This is a genomic window from Saccharothrix mutabilis subsp. mutabilis, from assembly GCF_039521145.1.
Classification (GTDB): Bacteria; Actinomycetota; Actinomycetes; order Mycobacteriales; family Pseudonocardiaceae; genus Actinosynnema; species Actinosynnema mutabilis.
In genome coordinates this window covers 175,352-191,039 of record NZ_BAAABU010000009.1, presented here as the reverse complement: position 1 = coordinate 191,039, position 15,688 = coordinate 175,352, and the positions used below count along the sequence as shown (strand labels likewise).

At 74.0% G+C, this 15,688-nt stretch carries 14 protein-coding genes, 2 tRNA genes and 1 other RNA gene; 9 read left to right on the top strand and 8 right to left on the bottom strand.

Annotation, left to right across the window (positions count from 1 at the left end; genetic code table 11):
- Window positions 1–4: 4 nt before the first annotated feature.
- From ABD126_RS21620 to ABD126_RS21605, 4 genes are read right to left on the bottom strand one after another with little or no spacing between them, the layout of a single operon-like run.
- On the bottom strand, window positions 5–1,186 hold the full coding sequence (locus tag ABD126_RS21620; protein WP_343935678.1) for a thiolase family protein: 1,182 nt from the start codon (window positions 1,184–1,186) through the stop codon (window positions 5–7).
- 48 nt (window positions 1,187–1,234) lie between these two features.
- The gene (locus ABD126_RS21615; RefSeq protein ID WP_343935677.1) at window positions 1,235–3,034 is read right to left on the bottom strand and encodes a hypothetical protein; all 1,800 of its coding nucleotides are present in this window, start codon (window positions 3,032–3,034) and stop codon (window positions 1,235–1,237) included.
- Between the two features lie 56 nt (window positions 3,035–3,090).
- Complete coding sequence (locus ABD126_RS21610; protein WP_343935676.1) at window positions 3,091–4,851, bottom strand: fibronectin type III domain-containing protein; 1,761 nt, start codon at window positions 4,849–4,851, stop codon at window positions 3,091–3,093.
- 9 nt (window positions 4,852–4,860) lie between these two features.
- On the bottom strand, window positions 4,861–5,817 hold the full coding sequence (locus tag ABD126_RS21605) for a prephenate dehydrogenase (protein ID WP_343935735.1): 957 nt from the start codon (window positions 5,815–5,817) through the stop codon (window positions 4,861–4,863).
- A 51-nt stretch (window positions 5,818–5,868) separates the two neighbouring features.
- Between ABD126_RS21605 and ABD126_RS21600 the strand changes: the two genes are divergently transcribed.
- Entirely contained in the window at window positions 5,869–6,141 is a 273-nt protein-coding gene (locus tag ABD126_RS21600; protein WP_343935675.1) for a GrpB family protein, read from the top strand.
- A 255-nt stretch (window positions 6,142–6,396) separates the two neighbouring features.
- Here the strand turns inward: ABD126_RS21600 and ABD126_RS21595 are convergent, their stop codons facing one another.
- Window positions 6,397–7,632 (bottom strand): M20 metallopeptidase family protein, encoded by a 1,236-nt coding sequence (locus ABD126_RS21595; RefSeq protein ID WP_343935674.1) that lies wholly within the window; start codon window positions 7,630–7,632, stop codon window positions 6,397–6,399.
- An 89-nt stretch (window positions 7,633–7,721) separates the two neighbouring features.
- Here ABD126_RS21595 and ABD126_RS21590 point away from each other — a divergent pair, with 89 nt between their 5' ends.
- The 4 genes from ABD126_RS21590 to ABD126_RS21575 all read left to right on the top strand — a co-directional run bounded on the left by ABD126_RS21590 (window position 7,722) and on the right by ABD126_RS21575 (window position 9,479).
- Window positions 7,722–8,210 carry a tRNA adenosine deaminase-associated protein gene (locus ABD126_RS21590; protein WP_343935673.1) on the top strand — a complete coding sequence of 163 codons (489 nt, stop codon included), beginning with the start codon at window positions 7,722–7,724 and terminating at the stop codon, window positions 8,208–8,210.
- Window positions 8,207–8,656 carry a nucleoside deaminase gene (locus ABD126_RS21585; RefSeq protein ID WP_343935672.1) on the top strand — a complete coding sequence of 150 codons (450 nt, stop codon included), beginning with the start codon at window positions 8,207–8,209 and terminating at the stop codon, window positions 8,654–8,656. Before ABD126_RS21590 ends, ABD126_RS21585 begins: the two co-directional genes overlap by 4 nt.
- Before the next feature lie 99 nt (window positions 8,657–8,755).
- On the top strand, window positions 8,756–9,316 hold the full coding sequence (locus ABD126_RS21580) for an RNA polymerase sigma factor (RefSeq protein WP_343935671.1): 561 nt from the start codon (window positions 8,756–8,758) through the stop codon (window positions 9,314–9,316).
- Between the two features lie 78 nt (window positions 9,317–9,394).
- Window positions 9,395–9,479, top strand: a tRNA-Ser gene (locus ABD126_RS21575).
- A gap of 149 nt (window positions 9,480–9,628) precedes the next feature.
- Here ABD126_RS21575 and ABD126_RS21570 read toward each other — a convergent pair.
- Window positions 9,629–10,348, bottom strand: coding sequence for a type II toxin-antitoxin system Phd/YefM family antitoxin (locus ABD126_RS21570; protein ID WP_343935670.1), 720 nt, complete (start codon window positions 10,346–10,348; stop codon window positions 9,629–9,631).
- Between the two features lie 94 nt (window positions 10,349–10,442).
- Here ABD126_RS21570 and ABD126_RS21565 point away from each other — a divergent pair, with 94 nt between their 5' ends.
- Together ABD126_RS21565 and ABD126_RS21560 are read left to right on the top strand one after the other, a co-directional pair.
- Window positions 10,443–10,775 (top strand): hypothetical protein, encoded by a 333-nt coding sequence (locus ABD126_RS21565; RefSeq protein WP_343935669.1) that lies wholly within the window; start codon window positions 10,443–10,445, stop codon window positions 10,773–10,775.
- Window positions 10,776–11,193: 418 nt separating this feature from the next.
- The gene (locus tag ABD126_RS21560) at window positions 11,194–13,671 is read left to right on the top strand and encodes an endonuclease/exonuclease/phosphatase family protein (RefSeq protein WP_343935668.1); all 2,478 of its coding nucleotides are present in this window, start codon (window positions 11,194–11,196) and stop codon (window positions 13,669–13,671) included.
- 55 nt (window positions 13,672–13,726) lie between these two features.
- Here the strand turns inward: ABD126_RS21560 and ABD126_RS21555 are convergent.
- Both ABD126_RS21555 and ABD126_RS21550 read right to left on the bottom strand, forming a co-directional pair.
- Window positions 13,727–13,811, bottom strand: a tRNA-Ser gene (locus ABD126_RS21555).
- A 67-nt stretch (window positions 13,812–13,878) separates the two neighbouring features.
- The gene (locus ABD126_RS21550; RefSeq protein ID WP_343935667.1) at window positions 13,879–14,781 is read right to left on the bottom strand and encodes an Lrp/AsnC family transcriptional regulator; all 903 of its coding nucleotides are present in this window, start codon (window positions 14,779–14,781) and stop codon (window positions 13,879–13,881) included.
- A 71-nt stretch (window positions 14,782–14,852) separates the two neighbouring features.
- Between ABD126_RS21550 and ABD126_RS21545 the strand changes: the two genes are divergently transcribed.
- Complete coding sequence (locus ABD126_RS21545) at window positions 14,853–15,554, top strand: inositol monophosphatase family protein (protein WP_343935666.1); 702 nt, start codon at window positions 14,853–14,855, stop codon at window positions 15,552–15,554.
- A gap of 17 nt (window positions 15,555–15,571) precedes the next feature.
- An RNA gene (gene ffs / locus ABD126_RS21540) (signal recognition particle sRNA small type) lies at window positions 15,572–15,666 on the top strand.
- The last annotated feature ends 22 nt before the right edge of the window (window positions 15,667–15,688 follow it).

The following is a 15,688-nucleotide window of genomic DNA, read 5'->3' as shown; positions in this document are numbered from 1 at the left end:
CGGATCAGGCGCGCACCGCGATGGCCATGCCCTGGCCCACGCCCACGCAGGCCGCCGCGATGCCGGTGCCGCCGCCGCGGGCCCGCAGGTGGCGGCACAGGTCGACCACCACGCGGGGCAGGGACGCGCCCAGCGGGTGCCCGTAGGCGATCGCGCCGCCGTGCACGTTGACCTTCTCCCGCGCCACCTCCGGCAGGTGGTGCAGCACGGACAGCGCCATCGCCGCGAACGCCTCGTTGATCTCCCACAGGTCCACGTCCTCGGCCGCCATCCCCAGCCGCGCCAGCAGCTTCCGGATCGCGGTCACCGGGGTCAGCGTGAACCGGTGCGGCTCGTCGGCCGTCACCGCGCTGCCCAGGAACTCCGCGAGCGGCGTCACGCCCAGGTCGGCGGCCACCCGCTCGGTGCCCATCAGCACCGCCACCGCGCCGTCGCTCAACGGCGACGAGTTGCCCGCCGTCACCGGCCCGCCCTCGGAGAACGCCGACGCGAGCCGGCCCAGCTTCTCCAGCGACGTCTCCGGCCGCACCGACTCGTCCCGCCGAACCGCCGACCCGTCCCGCAGCTGCACGGCGAACGCGAACCCGTCGTGCACGCCCGCGTCCCACGCCGCCGACGCCCGCCGGTGCGACCGCAGCGCGTAGGTGTCCATCTGCTCGCGGGTGATCCCCAGCGACACGGCCACGTCCTCCGCCGCCCGCCCGAGCGGCACCGTCCACTCCGCCCGCATCCGCGGGTTCACCAGCCGCCAGCCCAGCGCCGTGGACACCGGCTCCAGCCGGTCGGCGAACGGCCTGTCCGGCCGCGGCACCACGAACGGGGCCCGGGTCATGCCCTCCACCCCGCCCGCGACCAGCAGGTCCGCGTCACCCAGCGCCAACGCCCGCGCCGCCTGCACGACCGCCTCGCCGCCGGACGCGCACAGCCGGTTCACCGCGACCCCCGGCACGGTCGGCGGCAGCCCGGCCAGCAGCGCCGCCATCCGGCCGATGTTCCGGTTCTCCTCACCCGCCCCGTTCGTGTTGCCGTACAGCACGTCGTCCACGCGCGCCGGGTCCACCTGGTGGCGGCGCAGCAGCTCGGTGATCGGCAGGGCGGCCAGGTCGTCCACGCGCACCCCGGCCAGCCCGCCGCGGTAGCGGCCGAACGGCGTGCGCGCGGCGTCGAGGATCAGCGGGCGCTGCATGGCCCCATCTTGACACCGGACTCCCGGGTCCGGCAGATCACGCCCCGGTCACGCGGTCACCAGGAACGGCACGAAAGCCGAGGTCGGACGCGTGTCGGCGGACGTGCTGAACAGCCGCACCTCGATCATGTGCGGACCCGCCGACAGCCCGCTGGTGTCCAGCGCGAGCCGGTAGGTCCCGGCGACCCCCGGCCCGCCCAGGTTCGTCGGCACCGCCGCCACCCGCTCCTCGTCCAGCCGCACGGTGAACCCGGCCAGCCCCGCGAGGCCCGTCCCGCGCTGACCGGGCCGCCCCACCAGGGTCAGGTCGAACACCAGCCGCCCGCGGTGCACCGTCGCGCCCTCCGGCACCGGCTTGCCGCTCGCGTCGAGGATCGTCCCGTCGATCCGGGCCAGGTCCAGCTCCACCTCGGGCAACGGCGTCGTCCCCGTGGGCGACGTGACCGGCGCGCCCGGCGCGGGCGTCAGCTCCAGGTCCACGTGGGTGGCCTGGACGCGCAGCGGCGTGAGGACGTTCGCCCGCAGCCGGCCGTCGTCCAGCAGCAACGCGTCCGCCGGCACGTCCGCCACCACCGGGTACCCGACGCCCGCCCGCCACGGCGCGCCCGGCACGGCGGGCCGCAGCGGCACCCGCGTGCCGCCGACCGCCAGCGTGAACTCCGGCGCGGTCGGCGAGCCGTCGGTGTGCAGGAGGGCCATCCGCAGTTGCCCGCCGGCCACCCCGGTGATCGGCGACCCGGTCAGCGGACCGGAGTCCGGCACCACGGCCACCTGGACCGGCGGACCCGCCAGCGCAGGCGGCGCGCCGGTCGGAGCCCCGTCGAACGCCACCAGCCCCACGTGCACGCGCTGCCCGGTCGGCCCGGCCACCGACACCAGCGCGGTCGCCTCCCGCCAGCGCGGCACGGCCGGGCTGGTCGCCACCACGTCGCCGTCGAGCAGCACCCGCGTCCCGTCGCGGCGCAGCACCAGCTCCCACCGGTGGGTCAGGGCGTGGTGCAGCGGCGGCACCTCCCGCACGACCGTGGACGGCGCGCCCTCGGCCGTGACCACCTCGGCGGTGGTCCTGCCGTTGCCGGACGCCACCCGCAGCCGGACCGCGTCGGGCGGCAGGCCGTCGCCCATGACCGTGCTGACCGGCCCCGGCACCAGGTCGAGGAACAGCTCGCCGTCCGCGCCCGGCGCGTCGGTCTCCACCACGAACCGGCCCAGCTCATCCGCGTCCCGCAGCACGAACGGCGCCCGCGACCGCAGCGACGTCGGCGCCGCCGCGCAGGTGCTGCTGATCACCAGCCGGCCGGCGTCGGCCCCGGCGCGGGCGCAGGTGCCCCGCGTCGCGAGCCGCCACCGCGCCGGGTCGGGCGCGTCGGGCCGGTCGAACGTGTCGGCGAAGGCGTAGTCGCCGACCTGCGCGGTCTTGGGCGTGCCGGTGACGCGCAGCGGCTCGGACCGCTGCCCGAACGCGTCCACCGCCCGGACGTCGACCGTGTACTCGGTCCCGTCGTCCAGCCCGGTCAGCTCGGTCGCGGGCTGCGCGACGAGCCTGGTCTGGTCGGGCTTGCCGTCCCGGCCCCAGCGGACCTCGTAGCCCGGCGCGTCCCCGGTCCACAGCACCTGGAGGCGGCGCGGACCGGGCACGACCCGCGGGGCGCGCGGCGACCCCGGCGCGGCCCCCGGCGTCGGCACCAGCACGCCCGGCGCGGCGAACGGCGCGAGCGACGTGGGCGGCGGCTGGGACGTCGAGGTCGCGGTCGCCGGTTCGCCGACGCCGTTGGTCCGCAACACCGCCACCACCCCGCCGAACAGCACGACACCAGCGGCGATGACGGCGATCCGGCGACGGTTCATCCGGTCAAGCTATGTCGCGAGGTGATCGCGGTCACGGGCCGTTGCGCACCCGATATCTACAGGGGCCGGATCTCGAACGAGTACTCCGCCGACCGGGTCCGGCCCCGCTCGTCCACCGGGAGCACCCGCACGGCCACCCGGTGGCTGCCGGTCGACACCCGGTCGAGGTCCACCAGGAACTCCAGCCGCCCGCCCGCCGACCCGTTCACGGGCAGCACGACGACACCCTCCCCGTCGAGGTCCACCTCGACGCCCTTGACCGCCGCCACCTCGCCCGGCGTCCCGTCCAGCTCGACCACCACCCGCGCCTTGCCGCCGCGCGGGAACGCGCCACCCGGCCCGCTCTCGTGGACGACGGCCACCACCGCCTCCGGCACCTCCGGCGTCACCGGTCCCCGGTCGGCCACCCGCGGCAACGGGCGGCGCGCCGTGGCCTGCCCGTCGGACACCAGCAGGTGCGCGTCGAGCACGAAGAACGCCTCCGGCGCGCGCAGCCGCACCTCGACCTCCCGGTCCGGCAGGGGCTGCGGGAAGTCGGCGTGCACGAACTGGGCGGCCATCGGCCCGGTCCCGCCGAACGGCACGGTGACGGCGGGCGCGGACCGGTCCCCGAACTCGACGGTGACCGGCAGGGCCTCGCCGCCGCGCTGCCGCGCCACCCGCGCGACCACCCGCACCCCGCTGGCGCCCTCCAGCCGGTTCGGCGCCACGGTGCCCAGGGGCACCAGCACGTCCTCGACGAGCCGCGTCGGGCCCAGCCGCACCAGCGACACCGGCACCGGGCTCTCCGGCGCGCCACCCACGCCGAACGTGTCCACCCGCGTGCCGCGCGCGTCGCGGAACCCCAGCCGGGGGTGCGCGGTCGTCCACGGCACCGCGACCGGCGCGGTGGCCAGCGCCTCGCCGTCCCGCAACGCCACCACGGCGTCCGGCAGCACCCGCAGCTCCCACCGGTGCCGCACGCCGGGCGTGGGCGGCGGGGCGGTGCCGATGACCGGGACGACCTTCGTGGTCGGGGTGAGCCCGTCGCCGAAGTCGAACGTCGCGCCGTGCCGCGCGAGCGTCAGCACCACCGAGCCCGGCGGGTACGGCTTGGTCAGGTGCCCGAGGCCGTGGAACGGCTCGGGCAGCAGCGCCAGCAGCACGCGGCCGTCGGCGGCCGTCGGCCCGTCCGTGGTGACGACGACCCGGCCCACCGCGCCGTCCGCCGCCGGCACGCCCAGCCGCATCGGCACGTTCGACTGCAGGTCGAGCAGGTCGCAGGCGACCTCCAGGCGGCGGCCGTTGAGCGGGCGCAGCCCCAGGCACTCGCCGCCGCCGTCCACGACCCGCCACCGGCGCGGGCTCAACGCCTCCGGCCCGTCGAACCGGTCGATCGGCTGGACCAGCCCGTCGGCCCACGCCGGGTCGTGCGCGAGGCGCGGCACGGCCTGGGCGACCACCGGCTCGGACCGGTCGCCGAGCGGCCCCACCGCCCGCACCTCCACGGTGACCTCGCCGTCCGGGTCGAGGTCGGTCAGCTCGGTCTCGGTGCCCCGCACCAGGCGCGTGCGGCCGGCCCAGCGGACCTCGAACCCACCGTGGGTCAGGCCGTCGGTCGGCGTCCACGTGGCGCGCAGGCTGGTCGCGTCCAGCGCGGTGAGCGTCAGGTCGGCGGGCCGGCGCAGCGGTTGCGTGTCGGCGACTTGCTCCACCCGCTCGTCCAGGAACCGCGCGAACTCCCGCGCCGGCGGCGGCGCGGACTCGTTGCGCAGCACGACCACCGCGCCCGCCACGAGCACGAGACCGCCGAGCCAGACGAGGACCTTGCGCCGCACCCGTCGAGCCTATGAGGTGCGCGCGAGCGCGGTGCTGCCGTTCAGCCCAACGATCCGCCCGCCGCGCGACCCCAGCGCGCGCAGGGCCGCCGGCGCCTGCGGCGAGGTGAGGTCGATGGTCAGGTCGGTCAGCTCGGCGGTCCGCCCCTCGACCAGCGCCCGCCGCGCCGCGTGCCCGGCGTCGATCGTCTTGGCCAGGCCCCCGGTGGACGCGAGCGACCCGCGCGCGGCCCCCAACCGGCCCAGGGCGTCGTCCACGGCGTCCAGCAGGGCGGACCGGTTGCCCTCGCACATCGCGCGGACCAGCTCGGGCCGGCTGCCCGCGACCCGCGTGCCGTCCCCGAACGAGCCCGCCGCCAGGGCCAGGGCCAGCGGCCCGCCGTCCGCGCCGACGCTGGCCAGCACCGCCGCGAGGACGTGGGGGAGGTGGGAGATCCGGGCCACGGCCGCGTCGTGCTCGGCGGCGGTGGTGGGGACGACGTGCGCCCCGGCGGCCAGCGCCAGCTCCAGCACGTCGGTCAGCACGTCGACGTCGGAGCCGTCCTCCGCGGTGACCACCCAGGCGGCGTCCCGGAAGAGGTCGGCGGTGCCCGCGCCCCACCCGGAAGCCGACGTGCCCGCCATCGGGTGCCCGCCGACGTACCGGGCCGTCGGAGCCACCCGAGCGACCAGCTCGGCGACCGGCCCCTTGACGCTCACGACGTCGGTGAGCCGAACCCCGTCGGGCAGCAACCGCAACACGTCCTCCACCGCCGGCAGCGGCACGGCGACGACCACGAGGGCGTCCCGCTCCCGCGCCCGCCGCAGGGCGTCCCCGGTGTCCAGCACCTCGAAGCCGTCTCCGCGCGCGGCGTCGGCGTCCGCCGCCGAGGCCGTGGCACCCCACACCACCCGCCCGGCAGCGGCGGCGGCCCGCAGCACCGAGCCACCGATCAACCCCAGTCCGACCACGCACACGTCACGCACGGGGCTCATCCTGCCGGCGCACCCCGACATCTCCCGCGAACTGCGCAACCGGTGAGTGCCCCGGCACGTCTCCCGGACCGTGCGGATCGAAGTGATCAGAGGCCCTCGGTCCGAGTCCGTGGCGACGGAACTCCGCGCCCACGACACCGCGCGTCCCCGTGGTGCAGGGCGACGACGGCCTTCCGTGACCGGCTGAGGACGGACCCCGCCACCCGCCGCGCGCACGAGGAGGTGAAGGACCAGGCAGCCCGCGACCACGCCGGCGACCCGGATCACGACGACTACACCCGAGCCAAGTCGAGCTTCATCACCAGCCACCGCTGAGCCGGAATCGCCGGTGGGAGCGGCCACGGGCACGGAAGCGAGGGCAGGGCGCGGTGGGCAGGGCGCGGCGGGTGAGCGGGGTCGGGCTTGGCGGGGCGAGGCGTGCAGGCAGCCGGAAGCGGTGGCTCGGCGGGGCGTGCTCGGCGGGGCGGGGTTGGTGGCGCGTGCTCGGCGGGGCGGCGGCGGGGCTGGTGGTCAGTGGGTTGCGCTTGGCCGTGGGGCGCGGGGTGGAGGTTGCCGCGCCCCACGGGGTGGTCAGCGCAGGGCGTCCAGGGCGAAGGCGGTGTAGACGACTACGCCGTGTTCCATCGCGGCCTCGTCGAACAGGACTCGGCTTGAGTGGTTCGGTTCGGCGTGGGACAGGTCCACGCCTCGCGGGCAGGCGCCCAGGAACGCGATCGCGCCCGGGACCCGTTGGAGCACGTACGAGAAGTCCTCCGCGCCCATCAGCGGGTCGTCCATCGGGGCCGACCAGCGGGAGCCCAGGGCTGCCGCGGTCACCGCGCCCACGCGCGGGCCCACCTCGTCGTCGTTCACCGTCACCGGGTAGCCGGGCACGATCTCCACCTTCGCCGTGCAGCCGTGCGCGGCGGCGACGTGTTCGCAGACCTTCGGGAGTTCCCGCAGCACGAACGCCCTGGTCTCCTCGGACAGCGTTCGCACGGTGCCCTCGACCAGGGCCGTCTCCGGGATGATGTTCGTGGTCGTGCCCGCCTTGATGTGGCCGACCGTCACCACCGCCGGGTGGTGCACGCTCACCCGCCGGGCCACCAGCGTCTGCAGCGCCCCGACCAGGGCGGCGGCGGCCGGGATCGGGTCCAGCGCGTCGTGCGGCATGCCGCCGTGGCCGCCGCGGCCGGTGAACGTCACGTGGAACGTGTCGGCCGAGGCCATCGTCGGCCCGGGCCGCGACACCACGACGCCGGACTGGAGCGTCGAGGTGATGTGCAGCGCGAACGCCTTCTCCACCGGCGCGCCCGCCGCGTCGAGCACGCCCTCGTCGAGCATGTGCCGGGCACCGTGGTGCCCTTCCTCGCCGGGCTGGAACATGAACACGACCTGCCCGGACAGCGCCTCGCGCCGCGAGCTGAGCAGCCGCGCCGCCGACGCGAGCATCGCCACGTGGGTGTCGTGCCCGCAGGCGTGCATCGAACCGTCCACTTCGGACGCGTACGGCAGCCCGGTGTCCTCTTGCAGCGGCAACGCGTCCATGTCGCCGCGCAGCAGCACCGACGGCCCCGGCTGCGCGCCGCGCAGCACCGCGACCACCGACGACGTGGACTTGCCGGTCGTGATCTCCAACGGCAGCCCGGACAACGCGTGCAGGATCGCCGCCTGCGTCGCGGGCAGGTCGAGGCCCTGCTCCGGGTGCCGGTGCACCTGCCTGCGCAGCGCCACCGTCCTGGGCTGGAGCGCGCGTGCGGCCTCCGAGAGCCCGGTGAACCGGGGCTCGGAAGTGGTCGTCTGTGCGTTCGGCAGAGTTGTGCTCATCCTCCGATAGTGGCACCGGACGGTCCCCGACGCCCGGAGCCGAGGCCCCCGTGCTACCGGGTGCGGTCCGGTGGCCCTACGGTGTGCACATGGCACACCAGGAGCCGGTCAACGGCTTCGCTGTCGCGGTGGTCCGAGAGGACGGCCGCTGGCGGTGCAGCAGGATGGACAGCTCCGCGCTGTCCGAGCTCGACGCGGCCATCACCGAACTGCGCCAACTGCGCTCCACAGGTGCCGTCTTCGGACTGCTCGCGGTGGACGACGAGTTCTTCATCGTCCTGCGGCCGGTGCCGGGCGGGGTGTCGCTCCTGCTCTCCGACGCCGCCGCGGCCCTGGACTACGACATCGCCGCCGACGTGCTCGACCTCCTTCGGGTGGACCCGCCCGACGAGGAGGACGACGAGCTGTGGCCCGAGGGTGACCTGGCGATCCTCGCCGACCTCGGGATGCCGCAGCACGAGCTGCAGGTGATCGTGGACGAGGTGGACCTGTACCCCGACGAGCAGTTGCAGATGATCGCGCAGCGCTGCGGGTTCGGCGACGAGTTCACCAAGCTGCTGGACACCATCCAGGCGTGAGCGACGAAGACCTGGTCCGGTCCGCCCTGGAGGTCGCCCGGCTGGCCCCGCGCACCGGTGACGTGCCGATCGGCGCGGTCGTCTACGGCCCCGACGGCGCGGAGCTGGCCCGGGCCTGCAACGCCCGCGAGGCCCTCGGCGACCCCACCGCGCACGCGGAGGTGCTGGCGCTGCGGGCGGCGGCGGCCGTGTTCGGCGACGGGTGGCGGTTGGGCGGCTGCACCCTGGCGGTGACGGTGGAGCCGTGCACGATGTGCGCCGGCGCCCTGGTGCTCGCGCGGGTGGCCCGGGTGGTGTTCGGGGCCTGGGAGCCGCGGACCGGGGCCGTCGGCTCGCTGTGGGACGTGGTCCGCGACCGCCGGCTCAACCACCGGCCCGAGGTGGTGGGCGGGGTCCTGGCGGACGAGTGCGCGGCGCTGATGGAGTCGTTCTTCGCCGACATGTGATCGCGGTCACCGGGCCGCGGGCCGGGCCGGGCGGAAATACCCCGCACGGGGGAAGCCGTTGATCGGCGGGCCGCAGTGCGCGCTGCGACGATCGGTTGCGTGTCGGTAGACAGCGTGGACGCCGTGTTGGCGGGTGGGGTCGCCCGGGGCGACCTGGCCGCGTTCGAGGTGCTGGTCCGCCGTTACCAGGGGCGGGTGCTGGGGTTCGCCGTCCGCCTGCTGGGTGACCGGGCCGAGGCGGAGGACGTGACCCAGGAGGTGTTCGCCACGGCGTGGCGGCGGCTCGACTCGCTCGCCGAACCGGCCGCCGTGCGGACCTGGTTGTTCCGGGTGGCCTACCGGGAGTGCCTCGGGGTGCTGCGGCGGCGGAGGACCGATCCGGTGGGGGAGCTGCCGGACTTCGGGGTCACGCCGGTCGGGTCGGGCCAGGTGCCCCGCGACCCGTCCGCGGTGGCGGAGGTGGTGGCCGCCGTGGCGGCCCTGCGGCTGGCGCTGCGCCGGCTGCCCGAGCCGCAGCGGGCGGCCTGGCTGCTGGCCGAGGTGGACGGGCTCTCCTACGCCCAGATCGCGCTGGTGGTGGGGGCCAGCGAGGAGTCGGTGCGCGGTCGGCTCGCGCGGGCCCGGGTGCGCCTGGCGGAGGTCATGAAGGTGTGGCGGTGACCAGCCGCGACGACCTCCCGACGACGCCTGCCACCCCCCGGTGACGGGCGGGTGCCCCGGTCTTGTATTGTTCTCGGCGGTGGCGTGTCCGAGCGGCCGAAGGAGCACGCCTCGAAAGCGTGTGAGGTGCAAGCCTCCGTGGGTTCAAATCCCACCGCCACCGCAGACGAGAGCCCCCGTTGCCGATCATGGCAGCGGGGGCTCTCGACATCGAGCCGAGCCGCCAGAAGCCGCCGACCCCCGCACGGCGTCCTGCCCGAAGTGGGTCGCGCGCGGTCGGGGCAGCAGAGCCGTGGTGCTGCAACCGACGAGCTAGCCAACCTCGAATCGCGTCCCGGCATAGGTGGTCCGGCAGTATTCCTCAATGGTGTACATCAACTCCTCCGCCGCTCCGTCGCCGCACACAGCGTTGATGAGTCGGCAAAGCTGCCAGAGCGCGATGACCCACCCGTAGCATTCACCGATGGAGACTTCCGCCGGTATCGTCAGGCGGTGTTCCGCCGCGGAACCCTGGACTTGAGCGGCCCAGATGCTGCCCGCTATCAAAGGAATCGCTTCGAGTGCTGCGGTGCGGACATGTGGGTGCCTGTACAGTGAGCGGACCAGGAAGTCCGCCACGTACTTCGTTTCTTGGCCACCCTCGTCGAGGTCGACCTCAAGCTCGCCCTCGTTGAGGACCGGGTCTGGAAGCATTATGTCCACGAGCGTCAGGCACGCACCTACTAGTGCTTCGCGCCTCGTCTCCTTCGTGTCGATGGACGGTGCGCGTGCCTCGTCCTCGGCCATCAACGCTTCGACGAGCTTGATCGCTCCGGCGATGTCACCCGGGATGACCGGGCCGCGGGCTCCCCGAACGGCCACGATGCTCTCCGCCACGTCGGGACTGACGAGGGCGCTGACGCGCTTTCCCCTACGGGTGACATGGACTACGTGGCTACCGGACTCGACGGTGCTCAGCAGGGCGGGCAACCGCATGCGCGCCTCGCGTATGCCGATCTCTGATTCGTTCAGCGGTTCCTCGAAGCGGAACATGGGCGAAATTTAGCACCGGCTGCGTCGGGACAGTGGACCAGATGTGTACACATCGTCGCTTGGTGGAGTTCCGGCCGATACGCACACTGGACTTGTGTCCATTCCCGACGGGTCGGAACGAAACCCTTCAGGTGCCGCATTCGAGGTTGAGCACATCGGTGGGCCGGATGGGAAGGTGGGTGATCACACGGGTGCGAAAGGACCGGGGCAGCAGAAGGAGGGCGGCGAGGAGTCGAAATGCCCGGCGGACAGCGGTGGCCGGTGGGACTCGCGTTCCACCTTGGCCCGCGCCGTCGAGGACTGGGGTTCGACCATCCGCCTGATCGTCCTGGCGGCCGTCGGAGTCCTCCTGGTGGGGAGCGCTGTCTGGTTGCTCGGGCTCGACATCAGTGTCGGACCGGTGCGGATCAGTCGGTCCGGTGTGTGACGGGTGCGGTCGTCGGCGAGCCCTGGCGCGGAACGGAGGGGGCCGTGGTGTGGAGGGCGCTCGGCTGCCGAGGCGAGGCCGGGCTCTGAGGCGCTACGGTACGAGCCGCGTCGCGATCATCGCGGAACGGGCCCCGTCCGCTTTTCGCTCTGGTCTTGTCAAGGTGCCACCTTCGGGGGCACCGCGCCGCCTCGTCAGGCGGGCGGCGCCCCGTCGTGTGCGTCGCGCCCCGCCGGCGCTGGGAGGGCCACCGGCTTGGCACGTGATCGAGCTTACCCCATGTTCGAACACACGTTCGAGTGAAGACGGGCAATCCGCCCTGTGGGTGATCACACGCCGACCCATGTCGCCAGCGTGTGCCCGTGGAGGGTCAACAGTTAGTGACGCCTTCTACCGAAGTTCATTCGATCCGGGGAGGATGCGCGGACCCGCCAACATTTCTCCGGAGGATCCGTTGAGACCCACCCCGCTCCGCGTCGGGTTAGCGGTCACCGCCGCCTCGGCCGTGTCCCTGGCCCTGGTCGTGCCCGCCACCGCGGCGCCCAGCCCCGATGCGCTCATCGCCGAGGTCTACGGCGGTGGCGGCAACTCGGGCGCCACGCTGACCCGCGACTTCGTCGAGCTGGCCAACCGCGGTGACAGCCCGGTCGCCCTCGCCGGGTGGAGCGTCCAGTACCTGCCCGGCAGCGCGAGCGCGGGCAGCCAGTGGCAGGCCACGCCGCTCACCGGCGCCGTCGAGCCCGGCAAGCGCTTCCTGGTCGCCCAGGCCCAGGGCTCCGGTGGCACGGTGCAGCTGCCGGCCCCGGACGTCACCGGCGCCATCGCGATGTCCGCCACCGGCGGCACGGTCGCGCTGGTCACCGGCACCGAGCCGCTCACCTGCAAGACCGCCGCCGACTGCGCGGCCGACACCCGCGTCCGCGACCTGGTCGGCTACGGCTCGGCCACGGTGGTCCGCGAGACCACCCCGACGGCGAATCTGAGCAACACCACGTCCGCCGCCCGCCCGACCCTCACCGACACCGACGACAACGCGGCCGACTTCACGATCGGCGCGCCCACCCCGGTGAACTCCAAGGGCCAGGGCACCGGCGACCCGGACCCCGAGCCGCAGCCCGGTGACAAGCGGATCCGGGACGTCCAGGGCACCACCCGCCTCTCGCCGCTGACCGGCGCGAAGGTCGCGGGCGTCCCCGGCGTCGTCACGGCCACCCGCGCCACCGGCGACCGCGGCTTCTGGATCCAGGACACCGCCCCGGACACCGACCCGCGCACCAGCGAGGGCGTGTTCGTCTACACCGCGGGCCTCGCGCCGACCGTCGAGCCGGGCGACTCCGTCCTGGTCAGCGGCACCGTCGCGGAGTACCGGCCGGGCGGCGACAACGCGTCCAACGCCAACCAGACGCTCACCGAGATCACCGGCGCGACGGTCACCGTGCTGTCCAAGGGCAACGCCCTGCCGGCCCCGGTCGTGCTGACCCCGCCGGACGGGTTCACCCCCACGGCGGGCGGCGGCAGCATTGAAACGTTGCCGCTGGAGCCCGCCAAGTACGGCCAGGACTACTACGAGTCGCTGGAAGGCATGTACGTCCAGGTCGACGATGCCCGCGTCGTCGGCCCGACCAACGGCTTCAGCGAGACCTGGATCACCACGCGGCCGGACCAGAACCCGACCCCGCGCGGCGGCACCGTCTACCTCGGCTACGACCAGCCCAACAGCGGCCGGATCAAGGTCAAGGCGGGCAGCGCCACCCCGAAGGCGTCCAACGTGGGCGACGTGTGGCGCGGCGCGACGGTCGGCAACGTCGAGTACACCAACTTCGGCGGCTACACCCTGGCCACCAAGTCGGTCGGCGAGCACGTGTCCGGCGGCATCCAGCCGGAGGCGACCGACGCGGCCCGCCAGTACGAGCTGTCCGTGGCCACCTACAACGTGGAGAACCTGGCCGCGACCAACGCGCAGGCCAAGTTCGACCGGCTCGCGGCGGCCGTGGTGAACAACCTCGCTTCGCCGGACGTGGTCGTGCTGGAGGAGATCCAGGACAACAACGGCGCCACCGACGACGGCACGGTCGCGGCGGACCAGACGTTCGCCAAGTTCACCGAGGCGATCGTCGCGGCGGGCGGCCCGCGCTACGACTGGCGGCAGATCGACCCGCAGAACAAGACCGACGGCGGCGAGCCGGGCGGCAACATCCGGGTGGCGTTCCTGTTCAACCCGGTGCGGGTGTCCTTCGTGGACCGCGCCGGCGGCGACGCGACGACCCCGGTGTCCGTGGTCCGGGAGCACGGCCGCGCCGCGCTGTCGGTGTCGCCGGGCCGCATCGACCCGACGAACCCGGCCTGGGCGAACAGCCGCAAGCCGCTCGCGGGCGAGTTCAAGTTCCGCGGTCGCACGGTGTTCGTGGTGGGCAACCACTTCAACTCCAAGGGCGGCGACCAGGCCCTGCACGGCCGGTACCAGGAGCCCAACCGGTCCTCCGAGGTGCAGCGGCTCAAGCAGGCCGCGGCGCTGCGGGCGTTCGTGGACCAGGTGAAGGCGGTCGACCGCGGCGCGAACGTGGTGCTCGCGGGTGACATCAACGACTACCAGTTCTCGCCGACGGTCCAGACGCTGACGGCGGGCGGCACGGTCGTGGACCTGATCTCGACGCTGCCCGAGGCCGAGCGGTACAGCTACGTCTTCGACGGCAACTCGCAGACGCTGGACCACATCCTGATCAGCTCGAACATCACGCGGTACCGCTACGACGTGGTGCACATCAACGCCGAGTTCACCGACCAGGCCAGCGACCACGACCCGCAGGTCGTCAAGCTGCGCCCGAGCACGGGGAACCCGCAGGTGGACCGCATGGTGCACCTGCTGGAGGACCTCGCGGAGTGCGTGCGGGGCTGACCCGCCGACAACGCGAAACGGCCCCGCCCGGAAATCCGGGCGGGGCCGTTTTCTGCGGAGGATACGGGATTTGAACCCGTGAGGGGGTTAACCCAACACGATTTCCAATCGTGCGCACTAGGCCGCTATGCGAATCCTCCGCCGAGGAGTCTAACGGAGGCACCTTCCGGTCCCCAAAACGGGTGGTCATCGCGGTCTGGAGGTTGCTCAGCGGGCCCGGCGGCCGGCGCGTTTGACGGCTGAGCCGACGACGGTGACCTCGGCCGACGGGATGTCGTTCAGGCTCGTCACGAACCCGTAGAGGGCCGGGAGGTCGCGGCAGAAGACGGCGGTGGTCAGGTTGGTGGGGCCGGTGGTCGCCAGGGTGCCGTGCACGAGCGGGTGGCGGGCCAGGCGGCGGCCGAGGGCGTCCAGGTGGCCGGGTGGGACGGTCATCCACACGTTCGCGTCCACGGTCAGCCCGAACAGCCTGGGGTCGGCGACCGCGTAGGTGCGCAGGTGGCCCGAGGCCGCCAGGCGGTCCACGCGGCGGCGGACGGTGGACTCCGGGGTGCCCGTCGCGGACGCCAGGGCGCCCGGCCCGGTTCGGGCATCGGTGGCGAGGATCGCCAGGATCGCCTGGTCCACGGCGTCCGGCGTGTGGTCCAGCGTCGGGGGCGGCGGGGTCAGGGCGGCGGTTTCCCCCGCTGTGAGCAGGCCCGTTCGCCAGTCGGCGGCGTCGGAGAACACGTGCAGGACCGACAGGGCCCGGACCGACGTGATCGCGTTGGCGGGCAGTGCCGGGACACCGTCCAGGACCACCGCGCTGATCTCCTCGCCGCCACTCAGCACGTCGACGAACAGCACCTCGGGGCGTTGGGCCAGGGCATCCGCGATGACCTCGACCCGACCCCGCAGGACCCGGACGCGGAGCAGGGTCGCGCCGCGCAGGCCGTGCTCCGGGTTGGGCACGCGGACGACCCGCACGTGCGGCGCGAGCCGGGTCAGGCTGCGGGCGATCGTGCGCGGGGAGACGTCGAGCACTTCGGCGATGCGGCCGGGGGTGGCGCGGCCGTCCACCTGGAGGGCCGAGATCACGCGCTGGTCCTGGAACGCCAGTTCGGCGGTCATTGGTGTCCATTTCCGCTCATGTCGATGGCTGCAAGCTACGCGAACGCCATCCGGGAACCAGCCTTGGTCGCATGAGAGAACGGGTGATCGAGGTGGTGGCGGACGTGGCTGAGCGGCTGCGTGGGCTTCAGCCGAGCGTGCCGCCGGTGTCGTGGGACGAGTTGGTGGAGCGGTTCCGGGCCGTCGACGGGCCGGCGGAGGCGGAGTTGCTCGACCGGTTGCCGCGTGGCGAGTGGGTGGTGGACGCCGTGGACGGTGCGGTGCAGTTCCTGCAGGGCCTGCCCCAGTGGTGCGTGTCGGTGGCGTTGCTGCGGGACGGGGAGCCGGTGCTGTCGGTGCTGCACTCGCCGTGGCTGGGGGAGACGTACGCGGCGGAGAAGGGCGTCGGGGCGTGGCGTGACGGGGTGCCGGTCGTGCCGTCGCGCAAGACCGACCCGACGGCGGCCGTGGTCGCGACCAGCCACCCCCACGTGCGGCAGCCCGGCGCGAACGCCGTGGCGGGGCTTCGACTGCCCGGGGTGCTCGACCGGGTCGCGGCGGTGCGCAACCTCGGGCCGACGTCGTGGCAGGTCGCCGACGTCGCGGGCGGGCGGCTGGACGCGTTCTGGCAGTTCGGCCGGGACGCGGAGAACCTGCTGGGCGCGACGCTGGTCGCGACCGAGGCCGGGGCGGTGGTGACGACGGCGTCCGGCGGGCCGTGGCACGCGGGTGCGGACAGCGTCGTGGTCGCCGCGCCGGGCCTGCACGAGGTGGTGGTGGAAACGCTCCGCTGACCCTCGGCTACACTTGCCGTGGACCTCGTGCGGCGCACATCCCATGAACCTCCCCAGGGCCGGAAGGCAGCAAGGATAAGTGGGCTCTGGCGGGTGCACGGGGTCCCCTTCTTCTGTCGGACCCCTTCGGTAGG

Bases quoted from the DNA above. Each gene is read 5' to 3' on its own strand.
- ABD126_RS21620 (WP_343935678.1), bottom strand. From the start codon at position 1,186: ATGCAGCGCCCGCTGATCCTCGACGCCGCGCGCACGCCGTTCGGCCGC.
- ABD126_RS21615 (WP_343935677.1), bottom strand. From the start codon at position 3,034: ATGAACCGTCGCCGGATCGCCGTCATCGCCGCTGGTGTCGTGCTGTTC.
- ABD126_RS21595 (WP_343935674.1), bottom strand. From the start codon at position 7,632: ATGAGCACAACTCTGCCGAACGCACAGACGACCACTTCCGAGCCCCGG.
- ABD126_RS21590 (WP_343935673.1), top strand. From the start codon at position 7,722: ATGGCACACCAGGAGCCGGTCAACGGCTTCGCTGTCGCGGTGGTCCGA.
- ABD126_RS21570 (WP_343935670.1), bottom strand. From the start codon at position 10,348: ATGTTCCGCTTCGAGGAACCGCTGAACGAATCAGAGATCGGCATACGC.
- ABD126_RS21560 (WP_343935668.1), top strand. From the start codon at position 11,194: ATGCGCGGACCCGCCAACATTTCTCCGGAGGATCCGTTGAGACCCACC.
- ABD126_RS21550 (WP_343935667.1), bottom strand. From the start codon at position 14,781: ATGACCGCCGAACTGGCGTTCCAGGACCAGCGCGTGATCTCGGCCCTC.
- ABD126_RS21545 (WP_343935666.1), top strand. From the start codon at position 14,853: ATGAGAGAACGGGTGATCGAGGTGGTGGCGGACGTGGCTGAGCGGCTG.